General features: G+C 46.0%; 20 protein-coding genes, 1 other RNA gene and 1 pseudogene. 12 read left to right on the forward strand and 10 right to left on the reverse strand.

The features are described 5' to 3' along the window. Positions 1-259: 259 nt before the first annotated feature. The gene (locus tag DFQ00_RS29645) at positions 260-439 is read right to left on the reverse strand and encodes a hypothetical protein (RefSeq protein WP_146236219.1); all 180 of its coding nucleotides are present in this window, start codon (positions 437-439) and stop codon (positions 260-262) included. A 114-nt stretch (positions 440-553) separates the two neighbouring features. Here DFQ00_RS29645 and ssrA point away from each other — a divergent pair. The 3 genes from ssrA to DFQ00_RS23185 all read left to right on the forward strand — a co-directional run bounded on the left by ssrA (position 554) and on the right by DFQ00_RS23185 (position 1,772). Beyond that, positions 554-918: a transfer-messenger RNA gene (gene ssrA / locus DFQ00_RS23175) on the forward strand. Positions 919-1,009: 91 nt separating this feature from the next. After that, on the forward strand, positions 1,010-1,207 hold the full coding sequence (locus DFQ00_RS23180; protein WP_110898846.1) for a hypothetical protein: 198 nt from the start codon (positions 1,010-1,012) through the stop codon (positions 1,205-1,207). Then, positions 1,200-1,772, forward strand: a complete 573-nt coding sequence (locus tag DFQ00_RS23185) for an ATPase (RefSeq protein WP_110898847.1) — start codon at positions 1,200-1,202, stop codon at positions 1,770-1,772. Before DFQ00_RS23180 ends, DFQ00_RS23185 begins: the two co-directional genes overlap by 8 nt. Positions 1,773-1,960: 188 nt before the next feature. Here the strand turns inward: DFQ00_RS23185 and DFQ00_RS30370 are convergent, their stop codons facing one another. Further along, entirely contained in the window at positions 1,961-2,263 is a 303-nt protein-coding gene (locus tag DFQ00_RS30370) for a GNAT family N-acetyltransferase (RefSeq protein WP_110898848.1), read from the reverse strand. Between the two features lie 58 nt (positions 2,264-2,321). On the opposite strand from DFQ00_RS30370, the pseudogene DFQ00_RS30375 reads away from it, so the two are divergent. Next, positions 2,322-2,454, forward strand: a pseudogene (locus tag DFQ00_RS30375) (helix-turn-helix domain-containing protein); the annotation flags it as partial. Positions 2,455-2,752: 298 nt separating this feature from the next. Here the strand turns inward: DFQ00_RS30375 and DFQ00_RS23200 are convergent. The 3 genes from DFQ00_RS23200 to DFQ00_RS23210 all read right to left on the reverse strand — a co-directional run bounded on the left by DFQ00_RS23200 (position 2,753) and on the right by DFQ00_RS23210 (position 6,165). Next, entirely contained in the window at positions 2,753-3,382 is a 630-nt protein-coding gene (locus tag DFQ00_RS23200; protein WP_110898877.1) for a putative bacteriocin export ABC transporter, read from the reverse strand. 16 nt (positions 3,383-3,398) lie between these two features. After that, complete coding sequence (locus tag DFQ00_RS23205; protein ID WP_110898849.1) at positions 3,399-5,621, reverse strand: DUF1430 domain-containing protein; 2,223 nt, start codon at positions 5,619-5,621, stop codon at positions 3,399-3,401. A 145-nt stretch (positions 5,622-5,766) separates the two neighbouring features. Beyond that, a complete protein-coding gene (locus DFQ00_RS23210) occupies positions 5,767-6,165 on the reverse strand; it encodes a lactococcin 972 family bacteriocin (RefSeq protein WP_244213976.1) in 399 nt (132 codons plus the stop codon). Between the two features lie 316 nt (positions 6,166-6,481). Here DFQ00_RS23210 and DFQ00_RS23215 point away from each other — a divergent pair, with 316 nt between their 5' ends. From DFQ00_RS23215 to DFQ00_RS23250, 7 genes are all read left to right on the forward strand, one after another. Further along, positions 6,482-6,844, forward strand: a complete 363-nt coding sequence (locus DFQ00_RS23215) for an SAM domain-containing protein (RefSeq protein ID WP_110898851.1) — start codon at positions 6,482-6,484, stop codon at positions 6,842-6,844. 332 nt (positions 6,845-7,176) lie between these two features. Beyond that, a complete protein-coding gene (locus DFQ00_RS29980; protein WP_244213977.1) occupies positions 7,177-9,624 on the forward strand; it encodes a cache domain-containing sensor histidine kinase in 2,448 nt (815 codons plus the stop codon). After that, positions 9,612-11,231 carry a response regulator transcription factor gene (locus DFQ00_RS23230; RefSeq protein ID WP_110898852.1) on the forward strand — a complete coding sequence of 540 codons (1,620 nt, stop codon included), beginning with the start codon at positions 9,612-9,614 and terminating at the stop codon, positions 11,229-11,231. The genes DFQ00_RS29980 and DFQ00_RS23230 overlap by 13 nt, the downstream gene beginning before the upstream one ends. A gap of 330 nt (positions 11,232-11,561) precedes the next feature. Beyond that, positions 11,562-12,878, forward strand: coding sequence for an extracellular solute-binding protein (locus DFQ00_RS23235; protein WP_110898853.1), 1,317 nt, complete (start codon positions 11,562-11,564; stop codon positions 12,876-12,878). A gap of 69 nt (positions 12,879-12,947) precedes the next feature. Beyond that, positions 12,948-13,817, forward strand: coding sequence for a carbohydrate ABC transporter permease (locus DFQ00_RS23240; RefSeq protein ID WP_110898854.1), 870 nt, complete (start codon positions 12,948-12,950; stop codon positions 13,815-13,817). Positions 13,818-13,832: 15 nt separating this feature from the next. Beyond that, on the forward strand, positions 13,833-14,711 hold the full coding sequence (locus DFQ00_RS23245; RefSeq protein ID WP_208643816.1) for a carbohydrate ABC transporter permease: 879 nt from the start codon (positions 13,833-13,835) through the stop codon (positions 14,709-14,711). A 157-nt stretch (positions 14,712-14,868) separates the two neighbouring features. Then, positions 14,869-15,483 (forward strand): polysaccharide deacetylase family protein, encoded by a 615-nt coding sequence (locus DFQ00_RS23250; protein WP_110898855.1) that lies wholly within the window; start codon positions 14,869-14,871, stop codon positions 15,481-15,483. A gap of 165 nt (positions 15,484-15,648) precedes the next feature. On the opposite strand, the gene DFQ00_RS23255 is transcribed toward DFQ00_RS23250, so the two are convergent. From DFQ00_RS23255 to DFQ00_RS23270, 5 genes are all read right to left on the reverse strand, one after another. Continuing rightward, entirely contained in the window at positions 15,649-16,236 is a 588-nt protein-coding gene (locus DFQ00_RS23255) for a nitroreductase family protein (protein ID WP_244213978.1), read from the reverse strand. Positions 16,237-16,284: 48 nt separating this feature from the next. Beyond that, a complete protein-coding gene (locus DFQ00_RS23260; RefSeq protein WP_110898856.1) occupies positions 16,285-17,307 on the reverse strand; it encodes an ABC transporter substrate-binding protein in 1,023 nt (340 codons plus the stop codon). Between the two features lie 160 nt (positions 17,308-17,467). Next, positions 17,468-19,183, reverse strand: coding sequence for a helix-turn-helix domain-containing protein (locus DFQ00_RS23265; RefSeq protein WP_110898857.1), 1,716 nt, complete (start codon positions 19,181-19,183; stop codon positions 17,468-17,470). A 47-nt stretch (positions 19,184-19,230) separates the two neighbouring features. Beyond that, entirely contained in the window at positions 19,231-19,380 is a 150-nt protein-coding gene (locus DFQ00_RS29295; protein ID WP_167433812.1) for a hypothetical protein, read from the reverse strand. A 15-nt stretch (positions 19,381-19,395) separates the two neighbouring features. Continuing rightward, positions 19,396-19,989: a hypothetical protein gene (locus tag DFQ00_RS23270; RefSeq protein WP_110898880.1), complete on the reverse strand. Its 594-nt coding sequence runs from the start codon at positions 19,987-19,989 to the stop codon at positions 19,396-19,398. Positions 19,990-20,298: 309 nt separating this feature from the next. On the opposite strand from DFQ00_RS23270, the gene DFQ00_RS23275 reads away from it, so the two are divergent. Then, on the forward strand, positions 20,299-21,558 hold the full coding sequence (locus tag DFQ00_RS23275; protein ID WP_110898858.1) for a mechanosensitive ion channel family protein: 1,260 nt from the start codon (positions 20,299-20,301) through the stop codon (positions 21,556-21,558). The last annotated feature ends 14 nt before the right edge of the window (positions 21,559-21,572 follow it).

The following is a 21,572-nucleotide window of genomic DNA, read 5'->3' on the forward strand; positions in this document are numbered from 1 at the left end:
AGTCCTCATAGCTTGCCATGGATTGGCGAGAGTGGGGATTTTTTTATGGTGGTTGCTGTGTTAGTTAGTTGAATCGTGGGTAAAATACTGTAATCAAGGCTGTTAGACTGAGTTTGGGATGATGAGCTTTGGTTTGGATTGCCACTGGCCAATGGATCTGCCAATCATCTATACCATATGTACCACGGTTCACCTCCACACCAAATACCAAGCTGAGGATAAAGGTGTGTCGGCACATATTACAAGATATGATGTGTGTTTAGGCAAACTTTACTTCCGATGATTGACGCGGTATAATATGTAGACGATTGAGCTTGGTGTGCAAGGTGCGATATTCAAGTTGCATATTGGATAACCTTACATCTGTGCTCAGTTCAATGGATTGCCTTCCAGCAATCTGCACTATATCGGTAATTCGGGCTGTGATATGATTATTCATGTAGCAGACAGGAATGACGAGTAGGTAAGAAGCATCTTTTCACCTTGGAGGGATTAGATGTGCAGCACCTTTGCTCCGTATTCACGGATTAATCCTGAAGCCCTTCTTATATGAGGGGGCGTTTATGGATTCGACGGGGATAGTTCGAGCATGGGTAGCGGGTAGTGGGGACGCGTCCGCTTTATCAACGCTAAAGCCTATTAAACGGCAAACAACAAACAAACTACGCTTTCGCAGCCTAAGAAACTGTGTGCGTGCTTCTACCCTGCATCGCCCATGTGACAGGACTAGGGGCTAACAAGTAGTGGGATACGCTGTCACATCTCCGCCTGGGGTGTGCTGAAGAAGACAATCAGGCTGACCCAACGTATAGCCGGTTACGGGGCGATACTCGGGTGACATCAAAACTGTGACTACACCCGTAGAAGCTTATGTGTCGTTATCTTCGGACAGGGGTTCGACTCCCCTCGCCTCCATTAGATTCAAGTCAAAAGCCATCAACCAGTGTTCTGGTTGGTGGTTTTTCTGTTTATGATATAATAAGCATAAATTTAGATTGGGGGACTCCAGATGTTTGAAACTCGAGAACAGCTCCAAGAAATCTTAAAAAAAGCAAATCAACATGCACGGAAACAAGCTAAAGAATCAGGTGCCTCAATTTATTATATAAAAAACAACAAACGCGTTCGTGAGGATGCTGCGGGAAATAAATTCGAAATTATATTTGATGCTGCTGGGAAACGCCAGGAGTTTGAGTATCATGAGTGAGACCAGACCAGTCATGACTGTGTTTGCTGGAACCAATGGAGCAGGGAAAAGTACACTCAGCATGCAAATGAGAGAGTGGCTTGGTGAACTGGTTGATCCAGATCAAATTGCAAGAGAGTTGAAGCCAGAGAATCCGCGTAGTGCTGACCTGTCTGCTGGCAGGGAGGCTGTAAAAAGAATCCGATCTCTCATTAAAAGTGGTAAAAATTTCGCTATTGAAACGACATTGTCTGGATCGTTTGTTTTGAAACACATGGAAATTGCAAAAGAAAGCAATTATGAAATTGTTGTTTACTATATCGGCCTCGAGGACGTTCAAATGCATATAGATCGTGTTGCCTCTCGCGTTGAACAAGGTGGACATTGGATTGCAGAAGAAGACATTCGTTATCGATATGGTCAGTCATTGAAAAACCTTAAACCAGCTCTAGCCATCTCAGATCAGGTTATCATCATTGATAATACATACGAGCCTTTGATTGTTGCAGAAATCATTCAGAGTAATTTGATCTATTGTGTTGAGTCCATACCTGCTTGGGTTAATCCTGTTCTTATTGGTTACTGATACTCGGGTGACATCAAAACTGTGACTACACCCGTAGAAGCTTATGTGTCGTTAACTTCGGACAGGGGCTCGACTCCCCTGGAGGGACTATATTTTCTCACAAGCAGATGTGAAAACTTTCTGCTCATTTTATTTAGACCGTGAATATATTAAATTCAATAGGACTAATGTTGCTTACACTTATAAATTTACTGCTCCCATTCTCTTTTTAGTATTCTAAATATTATCAAATCTTCGTAGTGGTCATATAGCCATTGTCCATCATGTTTAATACTTTCTTGAGTAAACCCTAATCTTTTAGTAATAGCTATACTTTTTAAGTTATTCGCTGCCACATGTATTTCGATTCTGTTTATGTTCAAATCTTCAAATAGGTATTTAATAATTGTTTTTATACATTTGGTTACTATTCCGTTTCCTTGTGCTTTTTCAGATGACGGATTGTAATATGAAGTGCGACACCTGCTGGAAATAAATAAAAAATGGCCCATGGCCGGATTCGTGTAGAATGAAGGTTCCTACACCACATTCACACAAGGAGAATCCACCATGAGCTACACACATCTTAGCATAGTCGAACGCAGCAAGCTAGAAATCCTCCACCAGCAGGGAAAAGTACCCAGCGATTGCCCAAGAACTGGGCAGACATCATGCCACCATTGGCTGGGAACTCCGCCGAAATACAGCAAACACCCCTACGGCGCGGAGTTTCTACGAACTAATGAGTTCGATCCAATGAACTGGAGTGGAGGTGGAAGGCGTGTGAATGGGGCGTGTGCCTCCATTAGTAGTATCAGAAGAAGCACCTTGATGGGTGTTTTTTCTTTGTTCTTATACATGGTGATTTGAAAAAACCTATAATTACTGGGGGGTTCCCAGCAATCATAGGGCATCAGAAAGTTCAGGGGGATTTTTTCGGAACTCCAAGAGATTATAGACTGCGCTCTTATTAGTCTGTATACCTGTATTGTTATTATCAATTATAGCTTTATCATTTGCTCGCATTGTTCTGCAACGATTTCATCATGTGTAACTATAATAACGGTTTTACCTTGCTGATGGAGCTCATGTAAAGCATTTAGAACAAAGTTGCGATTCATGGGATCTAGTGAACCGGTTGGCTCATCAGCTAAAATAACATCAGAAGGCTTCAATAAAATTCTTGCTAGTGCCAGACGCTGTTGTTCTCCACCAGATAACTCATATACTTTTTTATTAAATGGGATGTTCAAGCCTACTTTCTCTAATGCAGCAGTTTTTAAATGTTTTTTTTCATTTTTCGATTTTTTACTGTAGGCTAGTGCGACCTCCAAATTGTTGCCCACATGATCATTTTCGATTAAAGCGAAGTTCTGAAATAAATACGATATGTTATTTCTTAGGAGAAGCATCTGTTCTCTGCTTCCGAGTTTAGGTGCAACGATCCCTTTAAATTTTAAAGTACCTGTGTCCGGACTTTCCAACATACCTAACAAGTTCATTAATGTTGTTTTACCTGATCCACTTTTGCCTGTAATAGCAATCAGTTGCCCCTGATAAATCGTTAAGTTAAAGTCTTGAACTACCTTATTGTCCCCATAAGACTTACTAACATTATGAAGTTCATACATTGGATTTTGATTCAAATTACTGATCTCCTCCCTTTAGAACTTGGGTCAGGTTTTTTCGCCAGTTTTTTTTCAGCCAGACTAATGAGACCCAAAATTCTAGTAATAAAAGAAATAGGCACATAACAATAGCTAGAAGTAAATTTGTGCGTTCTGCATAGACCAGCCCTAGTATGGATATAGTCCATGTTAAGGAAAATAAACCGATAAACTCCTTGTATTTTCTATGTGCGGAGAAACCGAACATTCCGCGAATAATGAATTTCTGCTGATATTTGCCGAAGACAATAGATATGCTTTGAAGTAGTAGAAGGATTAGTATAAACATGCTAATAACCAATGAAACGGAAGCGGTGTAGAACTGAATCTTTAAATGGTATAGCTTAGTTGCTATATATTGGTCAACCGTAATAAGGTAATGAAGATTATCATCCAATTTAAGCTGCTTTAGAGCGGGCTTAATTGACATATACGTTTTTTTTGTGTCACCGTCTATTAATTTTATTTTTAAGGGATCTGTACTGCCACCACCCAATATGGCATCTCTATCTCCGAGTAGACTATTCTTTAGTGTAACCACCTGAATAATAGGGTCGACAATATTATTATTATTTTGTGGGTAAACATCGGTGTTGAAGCTAAATACTTCTTGTCCATCCGTTGTCCAAATTATGCGAATATTAGGAGAGGCTACTGTTTTGGGTACATCAACTCCTAAAGTTTGTTTATCAAACTCGACTCTTTGTTTGCGTTCAGTTTGAAAGAAATTTAAGAGTTCACTCTCCTTATTTTTAAATTGTTCAGGCACAAGTAATATCCAATCCGTCTCGTCTTCAGAAATATTAACGATTTTCCCGTTTAGATCGTACAAAGGAAACTCATTTAGAAAGTTGGGATTAACATATACAGAGCGATACCCATCATAGTTCTTATCTAATTCAAGAGATGTCGTTTCATATGAGCGAGAGTTAACAAGTACAGAACCCATACTATTGAGTAAAGGATATAACTGATTGGCAGTTGTGCGAATGAATTGTGTTGAGCCATTTTGAAAATCGACAGAATCATAGCCAATGTTTACAGGGTAGAGAACTCCGTAATCGTTACTTTTTTGCCACTTGTGAAGTTTGGATTCTTCGTTTTTCATTGCTCCGTAATTGGTGGCCAGATTAACGAACGAAGATACAACTGCGATTATAACTACCACTTTAAGTAGCAAATTAATAGTTAATATAATGGAGGTACTCTTTTTATTCTTTAGTACATAAACCACATTAAGACGTGCCATGCTAATATATGCAGGTATCGTTAAAGTTACTATTACTAGAGATAACAAGCACTGCTGAATAATAAGATCAGAAATAAATAAATAGCTACTACCCGGGACAAAGGATACCAGTATGATGGATAGCAACATTGCAGTAAAAAATACGTATAAGATCCATTTTCCAATGGACTCAAACCAAATTTTTTTTAATGAATATCCGAATAATTTATAAATTGCCAGACGTTTGGCTTCTTGGAATGAGTAGTAGAGAACAAAAAAAGCAGTGATAATAACTAGTACATAAAGTAGTAGTTTGATGTCTGTATTTGAAGTAATGTTGTACATATCCCTCGGAGAAGACATGTTCATAAAAGTTTGGGATGATACAGTAATATGCATATTCTTTGTTTCAAAGTAATGATTAATATTTTTGGTGAATTTTTTTAAAAAAAGCCCTAGAGTATCCCGATTACCTTCTACATAGTAGTACCCGCTAACAGGCAAATAGTCAAAAGAGCTTTTTAAAGGTTTAATAGATATACTATCATTACCTGCAAAATCCTGGATAACCCCTATCTGATGAGCATTACTTTCTCTAGATGTTGATAAAAAAGCCTTATTGTTCTTAGTATCCTCAATACTCAGAAAATTTCCGGATTTTAACGTTATATAATCAAATAGAGTAGTAGGTTTATTTAATAATATGTATTTTACCAACTCCATTTGCTGATCAGGCTTATTGTTAATGGCTGGTCGAATTAAATTCACGTTCATTTCTGAAGAGGTTCTTAATAAAATAGGGTAAATCTCGCTTGGATCTGATAAACCTGCTTCATCAGGTATAAAAAAAGCAGCTCCGATTTTCTCTTCCAAAAGCAAAATGTGATTAAGTTCTTTTCGATCATAAGCTTCATAACTGACAAATAGAGAGAGTGAAAACGATAGTATCAAAAACAAGATAATGAGTTTTTTCAAATCAAATATCTCCTTCAAAGCAGACGTGAATTGAAACGAACTGAATTAAGCATATATGCTATGCTAAGATTCAGTTCGTTTATACAATAGTATTCTTAATTATAATAACTCTTACTTAAGACAAGAATTCTCTACTAGAATAATCCTATTTTGATTCGTATACATTCCAGTAGGCATGTGTATCTTCAGATGCACCTCCGATAGCGCTCGCGTAAGAGGTTGTTCCAGCATTTACTTGACCACTACGTAATATCTGCGTACCTATACTGGCTGTAGAAGAATGGATTTTAGTTTGATGGTTATAATTGGACCAGACTTTTTTGCTAAGCGGAAAAACCCAACTTGTTCCGTAATCCCAGGTCCCTCCACCAACATCTACAGCTGGAGACACTACACCAGAGGTGAATTTAGTAAGTTGATTCTCTGTAATGACATTAGTTAGGTCTACTGATCCACTAGTTGCGGAGTTTTGCGCCATAGCATGGCTGATAGGAACCAATAAAACAGCTGCTACAATAGACAAACTCAAAATCTTTTTCTTCACTATTTAACACTCCCTTGGTTTTATGTAGAATTCTGGAATTCTATATATATTATATCATAGTATGTAACAAATTGGTATTTTATATTGAACAAATAAGTAAATTAGGTAATTTATACCTATTATTTGAGTGCTAAAGTAGCATATTTTTACAATATTTGTACTATAAAAGTTTTCATTAGATGGTTGGTTATTTTCAAGTGAGATTCGAGATGAGTTGATGATGGAAGTCTTTCAATGTTACCCTTTTTTAGAGCACTGTGTTCAAATGAGTTGGTAGTGTATCCAGATCAGTTTAAATGAAGAGGGGGAAACGCAAATGAGAGATAAACATTGGCTTGTCGTGCAGTATCCGCTGAAGAGTGCCAAGGGCAGCAAGCGTGATCAGTGGTTGAAGGAGAAGGTCATGGAGTATCTTGAAGCTGCGCTGACTCAGCATGATCTGGGAGAGGTGGATGGATGTGATCTGGGGAGCAGTGTGGCCGATCCGAACAAATTTGTGATGAATATTTTTTGTGTGGTGACGGATGAAGAGCGGGGTATAGCATTGATTAAAAAGGTACTGCGAGAGAGTCGGCTGGATTATACCCGTATCATCATTGCGACCATGCCTTACGGCACAGAAGGAAGTTACACGCTGAAATATGCTTCCAAAAAGGGTATTACCGAGTTCTCGCTATAATCGCAAAAGTAACATATTAACGAAGCTCCGCTTTCGTCTGTAGAGGTTAGCTACGCGTTTGCGGGAGTTACCAGGCCTATCCCTCGTTCCAATATAACTAATATGAGCGACGTTCACTTTTACGGTGAGGGTCGTTTTTTATGCCGTCCAATGTACATTTATTCATTCCCTTTGGAAATCACCGACCTTACCAGCTCTCTACCAAAACAAACCTGCTAAAGCGATAAAAAACAGTTGAGGGTCTTCCAGATTCAAGCATATAATATACAATTGTATAAAATCCGAGGGAGTGTATGCGCTCGGAAAATTTGAGCCGATAGGAGGGCCTGATGTTGAGAAGGAAGCTCCAGCTAAAGTTTCATTGGAGAGAGTTGATCCTACGCAAGCCCAGGACACTTGCTTTTAAAATCCCCTTTGCGTACTTTGTCGTTATTCTGGTAACGGTGGCGTTCAGTGCACTGGTGCTGAATCGCATTTCGGAAAATGATGCGCAGCAGAAAATTAACGAAGCATCTCTGCAGACGATTACCTCCATCCAGACAAACGTGAATCTCATGATGGAGAATGTGAACAATTATTCGAAAATGATTTTCTCTGATCCTAACCTGCAAAACCTGCTTCGGCAGGGTAACGTTTATTCAAATTTGCAGACACAGTCCAAGGTGAGCTCCTATTTGACCAATCTTATGCAAGCGGTTCCAATTATTGATTCAGTCTACATTTATGATAACTCGGGGCATCGGTTTTCGGTGGGAACACAGCAGTGGCCTGCTTTTCTCGAAGCGAAGGTAGAGGATGCGTCATGGTATGAGCAGGCTCTGAAGTACAAGGGACGATACCTGCTGAGACTGAATGGCGGTGACAACGATAACGACGATGACAAAATCGAAGCCGAAGTTGTGCCAGAGGACTCTCCAAGTCACGAATATACTAACAAGGAAACCAGCAGAAGCTTGGGCAACAACGATCAAGACAATGAGCAACGTGATAGAAACCATCATGAAAGCAATAGCCAAAATATCGGTAGCATTAATATTCAAAAAGAGAACGGGCCTCCAGCCTTCGGAACGAACGCGGAACAGGAGAAAGGTGAAGAAAAAAACAACGAGAAGGAAAAAGAGAAAGTGGTCTCTTTTATTCGTTTAATGCGTGATCTGGATGACACATCCCCGCTGGGCTTTCTGGTCATGAACATTAAAGAGAAATCCATTGCGCAGGCTTACGCCAATCTGCCTGCATCTGATTCGTTTCAGGTGGCTATTCTGGATGAGCATCAGCGAGTCATCGCAACCAATGCCGCAGCAAACGTTGCTAGAAATACCGCTACAAACACGCCTTCTACAGCAGTTGCTTCAAAATCAACAGTCCCTCCAGCACTTACATCGTCTATACAGTCTACATCCTCTCCAGCATCAGCAGAGTTGTTTGCTTCTTCAGCCTCCACAGCTGCGGCTCAGAAACAGGCGGGTATGCAGGAGATTTTACAGGCGAATCAGGCCAGGTTATCCCAAGCATTTCAGGAACAGCCCACGGGTGTTGTGACACTGCATTCCGGCGGCTTGGATTACGCAGTAACCTATCTCTCTGCGGGTGAAGATCAGTGGAAGTATATCAGCATGAGTCCGTACCGTGCAACAGATACTCGTAACAAATCATTGGTGCTGCTTGCGCTTATGCTGCTTGGGGTGAACGGTTCCGTCTTTTTCATCAGCTCCTTCATCATCTCAAGAAGTGTTATCAAGCCCATCCATAAGCTGCTTCGGTCCATGCAGAAAGCACCAAGCGGTAATTTTCGCAAAGTCAAAGTGGAGTTGAACAGTTCCGAATTCGAGCAGCTGTACAGCGGTTATAACCAGATGATTGAGCAGATTGAACAGATGCTGAAGCGTATTATTCAGGAGCAGCAGACGATCCGGCGAGTCGAGCTGAACACGCTTCAAGCGCAGATCAAGCCCCATTTTCTATACAATACGCTGGATTCGATCACTTCTCTGGCGATGTCCGGTATGAATGATAAGGTATGCGAGATGCTGGAGGCGCTCGGGAGCTATTATCGGCTAAGTGTCAGCAAAGGGAATGAGGTGATTACCCTGCACGAAGAGGTTGAGATTGTTCGTCATTATCTGACCATCCAGCAGGTACGTTATCCGGGTATTTTTGAGGTAAAGTATGATATCGCGCCTGACTGTGAGCGGGTGATGATGCCGAAGCTGGTACTCCAGCCGCTGGTAGAAAATTCGTTGTATCACGGGATTCGCGCCAAAGGCAGTCCGGGCATCATTCGTATTCAGGCTCGGCAATCAGCAGATGCGGTCATAGTGACACTTACTGACGATGGAGTGGGTATGTCCGTGGAGCAAGTTCAGCAGATTCAGCACTCGGAACAGCACAATTCCGTTTGGCCTATGCCCAAGCCTCCACATTCCAGCACGATGATCGTCCGTGATCTAAGCCATGATCTCCATCCTATCGATAGCCGCAACGATCTGACGGTTCTGAATGCTCCCTTTGCTCCAGAAAACCTGAAAAAGTTGAATTTTCAATCTAATCTCGCTAATTGCGGCAAGGATTCCAGTTCTATTCGGACCTCTTTCGCTTCAACTTCTGCGCCTACTTCGGATGTTAATGTGAATGCCAGCTTTGGCCTGTGGGGGACGATGGAGCGGCTGCGCATATTCTATGATCGTGAAGATGTAATGAAGCTAGAGAGTGAGCCTGGAAAAGGAACCACTATAACGATTACCATCCCGAGGGGAGAAGGTGCATCATGGAACTATTAAATGTATTGATTGTAGATGACGAGTATCTCATCCGTAATCTGCTGCGGATGCGCATCGACTGGCAGCAGCAGGGCATGCAGATTGTTGGCGAGGCCGCCGATGCTGCCGAGGCTTTGGAGCAGGTAGAGCTGCTGCATCCAGACATCGTGTTTACGGATATATATATGCCCAAGGTGGACGGCATTGAGCTGAGCGAACGGATTCTGGAGCGATATCCGAACATCAGAATTGTCGTGGTGACGGGACATGATGAATTTGAATATGCACGCCAGAGTGTGAAGCTGGGCATATCCGATTTTATTTTGAAGCCGATCCGGGCCTCAGAGTTATTACAGGTTACAGCCAAGCTGCGAGCAGGCATTGAACAGGAGAGAGGACGTGCATATGAACTGGCCAAGCTGCGGGAGGACATGAAGCGTAGCCTACCGTATCTCAAGGAACGGTTTGTAAATCAATGGCTGCACGGTCTGCTTCATGAGAATGAGGTCAAGGACCAGGTGCATCTCTACGGTATCCCAATTACTGCGAACAAACCACAGTCTCGCATAGCCATCATCGAGGTAGAGGCAGCTATACCTCTACAAGCGGGGACTTCTACAGAGGAAGCTCAGATCCTGCTGCGCATGGAGGTTCTGAAGCGCGTACAGGCCTACTATCAGCAGGATCTATACAAAATTATCATCATGGACACCAATAACCGAATTGTCATTCTTGCGATCAGCCCTGATGCAGGGCTGACCGAGCAGGTCGAGCAGCTTCAGGAAGAGCTGCGGCATTTGCTTAAAGCTGGTGGCTTTGAGGCAGACGTCACGGTTGGAGTTGGGCAGATGTACTCCGGGTGGGAGGGAGTCTGCATGGCATACCGGGAAGCGTGTCGTGCTCTGGATTACCAGACGTTTGCGGGGAAAAATCAGGTCATCTGCTTCGAGGATCTTGTGATTGAAAGTCACAACGGCAGCCAGCCCTATCGCTCCGACACAAGCCTGCTACAGCAGCTGCAATTTTGCGTCAGTGTTGGTGCGGGAGAGGAAGCAGTCTCCGTACTTAATAAAATTCTGACTTTCCCATTCACCAATGTGGCCCAGTTTCGTATGGCGGCCATGGATGTAATCACCGAATGCCAGCGCGCTGCCATGGAACAACAGCTTGAGGGTGAGCAGGTATTTAACAAGGAAGCTGTTGCCCTAATGCTGATGGCAGACCATTTACCGGAGCTGAAATTGCTGCTGGAGCAGCATGTCCGCACCATAACGGATGTTATTCAGGCGAAACGTCAAGCGAGAGAAGGCAATCTGATTGATCAGGTCAAGGCGTACCTTGAAGAGCAGATGGGCAATGCAGACGTGGGGCTATCGAGCACAGCGGCGGCTTTTTACGTAAGTCCGGGTCATTTGGGGCGGCTGATGAAAAAAGAAACCGGGCAGACGTTTGTTGAATATTTAACGCAGCTGCGCATGAAGAAGGCAGAGTCGCTGCTGAAGCAGACCGATCTGAAGGGGTATGAGATCGGGGAGCAGGTAGGCATCCCGGACCCGCATTATTTCAGCGTGTTGTTCAAAAAACAGTTCGGCCGCTCCATGAATGAGTATCGGAACGTCAGAAGTTAGTGTTCCGCACTCCGTAATTTGGTTGCGCTTTCATACATGTTCGAATATTACAAGGCGATGCCTGTTTTCTAAATGGAGCACACTGCAAACGTTTACTAAAATGTGGATATATAGAGTTGAGCTACTTGTTTACACATCAACGGAGAGGACAGAAAAAACCTGCAGAAGCGGAGCGTTCGCCTTTATCAACGGATTTTACCCTTTCTAAAAGGGAATCAAAAAAATCTGGGGATGACAGTGATCGAAAGGTTATTCTGTCATCGGAGTGTACGTGTAAATATTTGAGTTCAACTCTATTAGAACCAACAAAAAGATCAGGGAGGTCATATGATGAAAGCGCTATTAAAGAAATCTTTAAGCCTGTTTCTGGCTCTGGGGCTTGCGGGGAGTCTTGCGGCATGCTCGTCCGATTCATCCGGCGGGGCACAGGGGGGAAGCAATGGCAAGATCAAGCTGACACTGTGGGATCAATCGGTGGGTACCACGGACCCGTCAGCCAAGCTGCTGCCCGAGATTGTGGAGAAATGGAACAGCGAGCATCCCGACATCCAGGTTGAACGTACAGGCACAACGGGTGAACAATACAAAACCAAGGTTAAAACCTCCATCGCAGCCGGCGAAGCACCAGACCTCTTCTACGGCATGGGCGGGGGAAGCTTTATGCAGCCTTATATCAAATCCGGCAACATCCTGGAGATTACACAATATTTAACAGACGATATCAAGGAGCGAATGGGTCCAGGGATGGCAGAGGCGATTAATATGGACGGCAAAATTTACACACTGCCTGTGTATACACACATCGCTAATCTTTATGTCAATACGGACCTGTTTGAAAAGGCGGGTGCCAAAATTCCAACGACATATAACGAGCTGCTGGATGCTGTCACCAAGCTGAAGGCCGCAGGAATTACGCCAGCTGTCATTGGTGAGAAAGACCGCTGGCCGGGCATGTACTGGTATGACATTATTGCGATGCGTCAAGCAGGTAATGCAGCGGTGATGGAGGCCTTTAAAGACCCGTCCAAGTGGGATTCACCTGACTTTGTAGCAGCGGCAACCAAGATGCAGCAGCTGGCTAAGGCTGGGGCATTCAACAGCAGCATGTTCAGTATGAGCTATGACGAGATGTTGGGAGCATTTAACGCTGGCAATGGAGCAATGATGTTCCAGGCCAACTGGGTGAATGCAGGCATTGAAGACCCTTCGTCTTCAGCGGTAAAAGGCAAAGTGAAGGTCATCCCGTTCCCGGTATTTGAGGATGGCAAAGGCACCAATACCGAAATCTTCGGCGGAGCGGTCGATGGATTCTACATCAGTCAGACGACTCAACATCCGAAGGAAGCCACGGAATTCCTCATGTATCTGAGCGAGCAGCTGGGTACGCAGGGTTTCCTCGCAGGAGCCGGACTGCCGAGCTGGAAGATAGATTCCCTCGATACGTCCAGCCTGTCCTCGCTCGACCTGTCTGCTGCGGACATTATGAAAACGGCAACCTCGTTCATCGCCTGGTGGGATAACATCCTGCCTGCAGAATCGGCCGAAGCGCACAAAAACCTGATCGCCCAGCTGCTGGCGGGTGATGTGACGCCAGAGGAGTTCTGCAAGCAGATGGCGCAGCTGAAGCCGACAGAGCTAAGCCTGTAGGTTAAAAACAAAGCCCAAACGAGGCGTGGTCCGGGAGTTTCCGGTCACGCCTTTGAGAGGAGAAGAGTGATGAACGCTGTATTTTCCAATAAAGGCACGATTGCCGTCTTTGTCCTGCCCACACTGATTCTGTTCTGCGGCATTGTGCTGATTCCGATCTTCATCTCCAGCTATTATAGTCTGCTCGATTGGAATGGGGTAGGGAAGGGCACGTTTATCGGCCTGGACAACTATGTGGAGATGTTTAAGGATACCCGAGTGATTAATTCGATCAAAAACTCACTGCTGTTCGCAGGTGCTTCGGTGTTTATTCAATTACCAATCTCCTTGGTACTTGCACTGATTTTGGCGTCCAACGTGAAGGGAGAGGGCTTTTACCGCACCGTGTATTTCATTCCTGTACTGATCTCCACGGTGGTTATTGCCCAGCTATGGTCGAAAATCTACAATGCTGATTACGGTCTGCTCAACGTCCTGCTGCAGAACATCGGTCTGTCCAGCTGGGCGCAGGATTGGCTCGGTCAGAAGCAAACGGCCCTTGCGGCATCGTTTATCCCTACACTATGGCAGTACATGGGATATCACATGCTGCTCATGTACGCGGGAGCAAAATCCGTATCCCAGGATGTGCTGGAGGCGGCCCGAATGGATGGGGCTTCCCGTATACGTGTGGCCTGGTCCATTATGATCCCGCTGATGAAGCCGATCCTCAAGGTATGTCTGGTATTTTCGGTGATCGGGGCATTCAAGGTGTTTGACCTGATCTATGTCCTGACAGGCGGCGGTCCATTCTACAGCACAGAGGTGCCAAGCACGCTGATGTACAGCACGATTTTTGACATGTTCAGATACGGATATGGCAGTGCGATTTCGGTGTTTATCATTGTGGAATGTCTGGTATGCACCATCCTCATTAATTCATTGTTCAAGACAGAGTAGAGGGAGGGAAGAAGCATGAGTACCCTTGATGTGATGCTGCAAAAAAAGCCCCGGCCTCAGCGCTCCATGACTGGAGCCATCGGCAAAGTGCTGCTGCAGGCGTGTTTGATCCTTATCGCCTTCATTCAGATCTATCCGCTGATCTGGCTGGCACTGTTTTCCTTGAAGGATAACAGTGAGATTTTCAGCGGCGATGTCGTCGGGCTGCCCAAATCCTTCTTATGGAGTAACTATACCAGAGCGCTGTCTGACGGGCATGTGCTGAACTATTTTATGAATAGTGTGCTGGTCACAGTGGTCTCTATTGTTCTGGTGCTGATCCTGTCCTCTATGACGGGGTACGCCATTACAAGAATGAACTGGAAGCTCAGTGGGCTGACGATGACGATGATTCTGCTCGGTATGATGGTGCCGATTCATGCGGCGCTGCTGCCGCTGTTTATTATTTTGAAAAACCTGGGCCTTCTCAACAGCTATTGGGCCCTCATTATCCCCTATGTGGCCTTCGGTATTCCGATGGCGGTATTCATTCTGGGCAGTTTTTTCAAGGGCATTCCGAGAGAGATGGAGGAGTCTGCGGTCATGGATGGGTGCGGCATATACCGCACGTTTTTCTCCATTATTCTGCCGCTCGTAACTCCGGCAATCTCTACGGTAGCGATTTTTACGTTTTTGTCGTGCTGGAATGAGCTGATGTTTGCAGTGACATTTATTAACAATACGGCTTACCAGACTCTGACGGTGGGTATGATGTCCATGGTCGGAACGTACATTACGCAGTGGGGCATCATCGGCGCAGGTCTGATGATTACAACGGTGCCAACGGTTGTGATCTACCTGCTGCTGAATAAACAGGTGCAGAAGAGTATGATTGCGGGTGCGATCAAGGGCTGATTAGTGGGGTGAGTTTGCTTAGACCGATAGAGATGGGAGTTCGATCTGTTTCGGCTAACGACTCCTAAAGTGTGATCACTGGACTAGACCCAGGCTTCTGACCGTGGAATAATAAGGAAGAGCTTATCCGAGCAGTCAGAGAGGGGAATATGATGATATGGTGGAGCAGTCAATTGTCGAGCAGGTAACGATGAAGGAAAAGGTTGTAGCTTTTACATTTGATGATGGTCCGCACCCGGTATACACCCCGCAAGTGCTGGACATTTTCCGCCGCGCAGGCGGGCATGCGACATTTTTTATGATTGGCAAGGAGATGGAAGCGCACCCGGACATTGCAGCGGAGGTGCACCGTGAAGGGCATGAGATTGCTAATCACACGTACACCCATCCGAACCTGACCGAGCTTACGCTGGATGAGGCTGGAGAGGAGCTGCGACAAGCAGAACAACTGGTTCAGAAGGTCACGGGCAAGTCTGCCCGGAGCTTCCGGCCGCCTTATTTTGGCGTCAACGATGACATTCTGGCTCTGGCTGCGGAGCGTGGGTATCGTACGATTGGTGCAGTGAATGGTGCTGCCAGGGATTGGGACAATCCCGGAACCCGGCATATTGTGGAGCATAGCCGCTCGGCGGTGAAGCCTGGCAGTGTGCTGATTTTCCATGACGGATACGGTGATCGCTCCCAGACAGTAGAAGCTGTGCGTGTGCTGGTGGAGGAACTGACGGCAGACGGATATCGGTTGGTTACGGTGAGTGAATTGTTAGACATGTAATGCGTTGTAATGAATATCCCGGTATGAAAATAATACAAAAAATACTCCCCACAGAAGCGGAGAGGTCATTGCAACACGATCTCTGTACCCTGCATGGGGAGTACTTAATTTAGCATGGACTTACTTGTTCTGGCTCTATTCCCGTTTACCGTGATATCGGCAGGACTATACGGAGTCCACCAACGTCAATAACTCGGATACAGGCGTACGTGGTCTGGCGCGGCGAACCTTCGATGGATCGAAATATCCCATATGCAGGGTACCAACCACCTTCTGGCCTGGCTTCACACCCGCCGCCTCCCGGAATGCGGGACTCCAGTTGTAGTCATTCGTTTTCCAGACAACGCCGATGCCTCGTTCCCAGGCTAACAGCTGTAAATTTTGAATGAGAGCACTTGCCGCTGACAGAGCTTCTTCCCATTCTTTCCAACGGGGCTCCTCGTCAATCAGCACCAGCAGGTGCACCGGGACCTCGGAGCAGTAGGCCTGCTCCACTCGTTCGCCGTATTGCTCACGCTTGTCCGCTGTATATGTAGCAAGCACTGCATCCGAGAAACGCTTGCGCCCTTCGCCAACAAACATGAGGAACCGCCAAGGCTCCTTGCGGGAGTGAAAGGGTGCCCATACGGCGGCATCTAGCAGCTCCATGATGAGCGGTACAGGTACGTCTTCGCCTGTAAAATGATTCACCGTACGCCGTTCGCGGATCGTTTTTTCAATAGCCTGATAGGTTTCTTCCATCCTCTGCTCCATGCTCAATTCCCTCCTGATTATGCATATCTTCAGTACATACAATTACGATCATTTGACGAGTGCCTGCAGCACATCATCCACCTTTTTGTTGTAAGCGAGCGGCCCGAAGGTCATCCAATGATCCATGCTTACCTCATAGGTTTGATTGTTTTTCACGGCGGGGAGGGATTTCCAGATGCTGCTGTTGATCAACTCCTGCGCCAGATCTTTGCCGCCCTCATCGTAAGTAATGAACAGATGATCTGCTGTAATCTCCGGGATGATTTCCTTAGAGATGACCGCCATACCGGAGTCTTCACCCCAAGCCAGATCTTTAGCAATCTGCGGTGGGTTCAATCCCAGATCGGTATAGAGGACATTGCCAACATATCCCCCTGGTCCGCCATAGAGCCGAATTTCCTTATTGCTGCGAACACGGACAAAACCGACCGTTTCATCTCCGATGGCGGCTTTCAGTTTGGCCTTGGCATCCTTCACCTTGCTGTCATAGCTCTGGAGCACCTTCTCTGCTTCGGCCTGCTTACCCGTCAGCTCACCGATGGTCCGTAAGGCTTCTCGCCACTGATCTGGAGCATCTGCTCCGAAAACATAAGTAGGTGCAATGCTGGAAAACTTTTCGTAATTCCCGTCATTCGCATAACTAGGGAAGGCAAGCAGGATCAGATCGGGTCTGGCAGCGAGCATCGCCTCGTAATCGATGGCGCTGGTATCCACTTTAGGCAAATCCCCGATGGATGACTGCAAGTATTTCAACGAGAACGAGCCGATAACCGTCTGTGTCACGGGTTTGATTCCCAGAGCGACAAGGTAATCCTCCAGATATAAACCCGCAATCCGCTGGGGGTGGGCAGGTACTTCAATACTTCCAAAGTCATGCTTGAAAGTGTTCACCTGAGCTCCGTCCTGCTGTGTGGTTGTTGTTGATGCTTGGTTTGCGTCGGATGCCTCTGCTGTTTGGTCTGAACGGCTATCCTGAGTGGAACTTGCCGGATTCGTGTTCCCACAAGCGGTTAGAACAGCGAGCACTAAAACGATGAAGCACACCAGCAAGTGGTCACGTAGGTTCCTCATGTTGTATCCTCCTATATGATAAAGATTATCATTCTCATACGGATTCTAACATGGGCTCTGGCAAAACGACCATACAGAATTGTTCGATTTCATTTATGAGATTGTGCGTTTCATCCGTGGACAGCCTCGCTTCACCGTTGCCGAATCGCGCTTATAAAGTTTATTTTCTGCGGCTGCGCATGGAGTCCAGCACCTGCTGAATTTTTCGTTCATGTCCGAGCACACCAAAGGTCATCCAGACATCGGTTGTACCCATGTACACCTGATTGTTTTGAACCGCGCCGAGTTCAGTCCAATAAGCACTTTGAAACAGCAGCTGTGCCTGTTCAGTCTGAGCATCGTCCACAATAACCAGTAGATGGTCTGCTTCAAGCTGGCTTAGACTCTCGGGTCTGACCGGAATGACCGCACCTGTAGGGTGGCGAGACCATTCCTGAAGCAACGGTGGCATGTTTAGGCCTAAATCCTCGTATAACACAGAGCCGGTGTAGCTTTCAGGTCCACCATACAAGCATAATCCTTCCCTGAAATGATACCGAAGCAACGCTACCGTCTCATCTCCAATCATCCCTTCCAGTTCCTGCTTGGCCTTTCGTGCCTGCTCATCATAACGTTGAATAGCTTGCCGGGCTTGTTCCTCCCGGTGCACCAGACCCGCGATGCTCATCAATGTTGATCGCCAGTCCAATCCGGCTTGCTGGAATACATACGTAGGGGCAATCCCCGCGAACTGCTCATATCGTGCATCTGCTGCAAAATCGGGAAAGCCGAGCAGGATCAGATCGGGGCGCAAGCCTCGTAGCAAGCTAAAGTCGATGTGGCTGACGTCCAGCTTCTGCACTCCATCCAGAGCGCTCGACAAGTATCTCTGATAGTAACTGGAGCGTGAATATTGCACCACCGGCTGGATGCCCAGTACAGTTAAGTGATCCTCCAGAAAGAGACCGACAATTCGCTCAGGCGGTCGGTTTTCGGCTGCTGCCGGGGAACTGGAAGCACGCAGATGCGCAGTATACAGCAGGGAGCTGGCGATGCTTCGTTCTTGATTACGCTGTACATATGCCGTTGGCGGCAGGCCCACCACCTGTTTAAAGCGTGAGCTGAAGTAATATGGCGTACTGAAGCCAACAGATTGGGCGATCTCGCGTATAGGTTTATCGGAAGAGACCAGCATTTGTTTTGCATGCTTGATTCGAATTTCGGCAAGCCTGTCCATCGGGCTTGTACCCGTTTCTTTGCGAAATAGAGATGAATAATAACCAGGGCTCATATCAGCGATCTGTGCAAGCTGCTCGCGGGTCAGCTCCTGATCGTACTGCTGCTCCATATAGAGAATGGACCGCTGAATGGCCGGGTTGATGTCTGGAGCCGAGGTTTCCAACCAGTCTGCCTGTTCCCATACATGATCCAGCAGCTCCATGAAGAGCCGCTGACGTTGAAACTCCTGTCGTTCATCAGACTGTGCACGTCTTGCATATAATTGATCTATCATCTGGCCGATCTGTGGCTGCTCGTACCAGCAGATTTCTCCTTCATACGGTAATCTTGCGGGTACACGCCGGATCTGTCCTTTTGCATGGTAAGCTTCGATGATGCGTATCCCGTCAAAGACGAGTTCATACCCTTGCAGAGGTGCTTCTTCTTCCTCCGTAGAGAGATGATATGCCGTTTCCGGCGAGAACAAAAAGCAGCTTCCTGAACGCACGGGACATGGCGGCTTGTCCTTCCATTGGAGCCACCCCTGCCCTGAAGTAATATAGATCAACTTGTGGATGTCGAAGCGAGGTGTATTTCCTTCCTCCCCGTACAGCTGTCTTATATGTAGAAGCGCAAAGGTCAGAGATGAAGGGGCATGCGATGTATATGAATTCATCATGATGGGAGTCCATTCCTTTCATATCGTTGACGAGTCACTTTCATCGTCTATAGTTCATTGTTTAAAGCCATTATAGAAACTTGCAGACATGGACGCAATGCATCAAACCTAAGCATAACCAGATGAAGCACGACAAAAGGACGAAGCCCGTTATGTCGCTGCTTCGCCGCTTCTTTTATCTCCAGTGTTTGATTCACCTCAGTACTCCGTGCTTACTGGTTATTGAACATGGGCTCTGTCCGCAGCAGATAATTGCCTCTAACCTCAGCCGTCCAGTTGGCAAAGACCTCTCTCCATTGCACACTGTTAAAAAATTCATCAACGGACTGGTTGTCAGAGTCCCAATCAACGAATATGTTAAGCGGGGTAATTCCTCCTGCCCAGATGCCGTTGCTGACATCGGTTCCCGTCTCTCGGACTAACAGGATCGGGATACCGAACTGGAATGCCATAGCAGGTTCAATCTGCGAAAAGGTGGAGCCTTCCCAGAACGGCGTCGTCGTTGGCGGGTCACCTACATTGGACCGAAGAATCTCGACATAAAATCTGCGGAAATTGATAGCAAGCAGACCATAGCTGGAAAATACAAGCCGCCGGATATTCGTCAGAATATTTTCCGGGTATTGTTCACTTACAGGCAGTGTGCGCGGGAATAACAGCGCATCTTCAATCTCCAGCACGAGTCGGTTCAAAAATTGCCCCTGCACATCGTTCACCGTGTTAGTTGTACTCAGGAAGATCGGAATGCGAAACGCACGATCCACACAGGTTTGGATGGCGGAGGGGGCATCCTTGACCACAGACATAGACTTGGCTCTCGGGGTGGAGGCAAGAGCAGATGTCCGCACCTGTCCACGGACGGGCGGCAGCTCGGTTACAAAGCTGACGGGGGAATGATTTTTCATCGGTACCTGCTGTGTTTTGGTGGTTTTCGTCTTACCTTTGGATTGATTCAATGTTCACATCTCCAATGCACAAGATTCGGGTTCACTCGTTAACCCCAGCCTATGCACATTAGCCCATCCGTGTGACCGGGCAATTCTGCTGAAATTTTACTTCGTACAGCAATCTACTTTATAATAATAGGCTAAACTGGACTGCGTCAGGAGGAGAACATGGACTTTATCAGAAACCAGCTAGAAGAGCTTGGCATGAGCGAGCCCTCAATCGGGTATCTTTCCAATGTAATTATGGTTGTACTGATCGCGTTAATCTCGATTATTGCCAACTATATCGCCAAACAAATCGTGCTGAAGACGGTGCATCGGATTGTGAGCCACAACCGCTTCAAATGGGGACACATTGTTGTTCAGAAAAAGCTGTTCCAGAAGCTGTCACATCTTGTACCGGCTATCATTATTTATTATTCCGCGTATATCTTTCCGTCCTATCAGGCTTTGATTGAAAAAGCGGCAATGACCTACATGATTGTCATCATGATAACGGTGCTGAATGCACTGCTTAATGTGTTTGACGATATTTATCGTACCTATGAAGTGTCCAAAATTCGCCCAATTAAGAGCTACATTCAGGTAGCCAAAATAGTCCTGTTTATCATCGGTGGCATTATCGTCATCTCCAGTCTGATTGGACAGAATCCGTTCATTATTCTTAGTGGACTGGGCGCGTTATCAGCGGTACTGATGCTAATCTTCAAGGACTCAATTCTGGGTCTGGTTGCGGGCGTGCAGCTGTCATCCAATGATATGGTGCGTGTGGGCGACTGGATTGAGATGCCTAAGTATAATGCCGATGGCGATGTTATCGACATTACCCTGAACACGGTGAAGGTCATGAACTTTGACAAGACCATTACGATGATTCCGAGTTATGCGCTTATTTCGGACTCGTTCCGCAACTGGCGGGGCATGCAGTTGTCAGGCGGCAGAAGAATCAAGCGAAGCATTTTTATTGATATCAGCAGTATCCGTTTTTGCAATGAAGAGATGGTGGCCGAGTTTGAGAAAATTCACTATTTATCGGACTATGTCACATCCAAATTAAAGGAAATTGAGGCCTATAACACAGAGCGTCAAGTGAACAGGGAGAGTAATGTCAACGGCAGACAGCTCACCAACATCGGTGTGTTCCGTGAATATATCCATCAGTATCTGAGACATCATCCGAAGATCAATAAGGACATGACCATGATTGTGAGACAGCTGGCCCCTGAAGATCGCGGATTGCCTCTCGAAATCTACGCATTCAGTAACGATACCAACTGGGGTGTGTACGAGAATGTACAGGCAGATATTTTTGACCATATCTTCGCGGTGGCACCAACGTTTGGGCTGCGGGCCTTCCAGAATCCAACGGGTCATGACATTGTGCAGCTCAAGGAGACCCATGAAAAGGAATATGTTCGCGAATATTAATGCTGCGTCCGCAA

Origin of the sequence: Paenibacillus barcinonensis, from assembly GCF_003217495.1 — a bacterium.
Classification (GTDB): domain Bacteria; phylum Bacillota; class Bacilli; order Paenibacillales; family Paenibacillaceae; genus Paenibacillus; species Paenibacillus barcinonensis.

What these genes read in the sequence shown, in the direction of transcription:
- DFQ00_RS29645 (WP_146236219.1), bottom strand. Translation starts at nt 439, where the DNA reads ATGAATAATCATATCACAGCCCGAATTACCGATATAGTGCAGATTGCT.
- DFQ00_RS23180 (WP_110898846.1), top strand. Translation starts at nt 1,010, where the DNA reads ATGTTTGAAACTCGAGAACAGCTCCAAGAAATCTTAAAAAAAGCAAAT.
- DFQ00_RS23185 (WP_110898847.1), top strand. Translation starts at nt 1,200, where the DNA reads ATGAGTGAGACCAGACCAGTCATGACTGTGTTTGCTGGAACCAATGGA.
- DFQ00_RS30370 (WP_110898848.1), bottom strand. Translation starts at nt 2,263, where the DNA reads ATGGGCCATTTTTTATTTATTTCCAGCAGGTGTCGCACTTCATATTAC.
- DFQ00_RS23200 (WP_110898877.1), bottom strand. Translation starts at nt 3,382, where the DNA reads ATGTATGAACTTCATAATGTTAGTAAGTCTTATGGGGACAATAAGGTA.
- DFQ00_RS23215 (WP_110898851.1), top strand. Translation starts at nt 6,482, where the DNA reads ATGAGAGATAAACATTGGCTTGTCGTGCAGTATCCGCTGAAGAGTGCC.
- DFQ00_RS23230 (WP_110898852.1), top strand. Translation starts at nt 9,612, where the DNA reads ATGGAACTATTAAATGTATTGATTGTAGATGACGAGTATCTCATCCGT.
- DFQ00_RS23235 (WP_110898853.1), top strand. Translation starts at nt 11,562, where the DNA reads ATGAAAGCGCTATTAAAGAAATCTTTAAGCCTGTTTCTGGCTCTGGGG.
- DFQ00_RS23240 (WP_110898854.1), top strand. Translation starts at nt 12,948, where the DNA reads ATGAACGCTGTATTTTCCAATAAAGGCACGATTGCCGTCTTTGTCCTG.
- DFQ00_RS23245 (WP_208643816.1), top strand. Translation starts at nt 13,833, where the DNA reads ATGAGTACCCTTGATGTGATGCTGCAAAAAAAGCCCCGGCCTCAGCGC.
- DFQ00_RS23250 (WP_110898855.1), top strand. Translation starts at nt 14,869, where the DNA reads ATGGTGGAGCAGTCAATTGTCGAGCAGGTAACGATGAAGGAAAAGGTT.
- DFQ00_RS23255 (WP_244213978.1), bottom strand. Translation starts at nt 16,236, where the DNA reads ATGGAGCAGAGGATGGAAGAAACCTATCAGGCTATTGAAAAAACGATC.
- DFQ00_RS23260 (WP_110898856.1), bottom strand. Translation starts at nt 17,307, where the DNA reads ATGAGGAACCTACGTGACCACTTGCTGGTGTGCTTCATCGTTTTAGTG.
- DFQ00_RS23265 (WP_110898857.1), bottom strand. Translation starts at nt 19,183, where the DNA reads ATGATGAATTCATATACATCGCATGCCCCTTCATCTCTGACCTTTGCG.
- DFQ00_RS23270 (WP_110898880.1), bottom strand. Translation starts at nt 19,989, where the DNA reads ATGTCTGTGGTCAAGGATGCCCCCTCCGCCATCCAAACCTGTGTGGAT.
- DFQ00_RS23275 (WP_110898858.1), top strand. Translation starts at nt 20,299, where the DNA reads ATGGACTTTATCAGAAACCAGCTAGAAGAGCTTGGCATGAGCGAGCCC.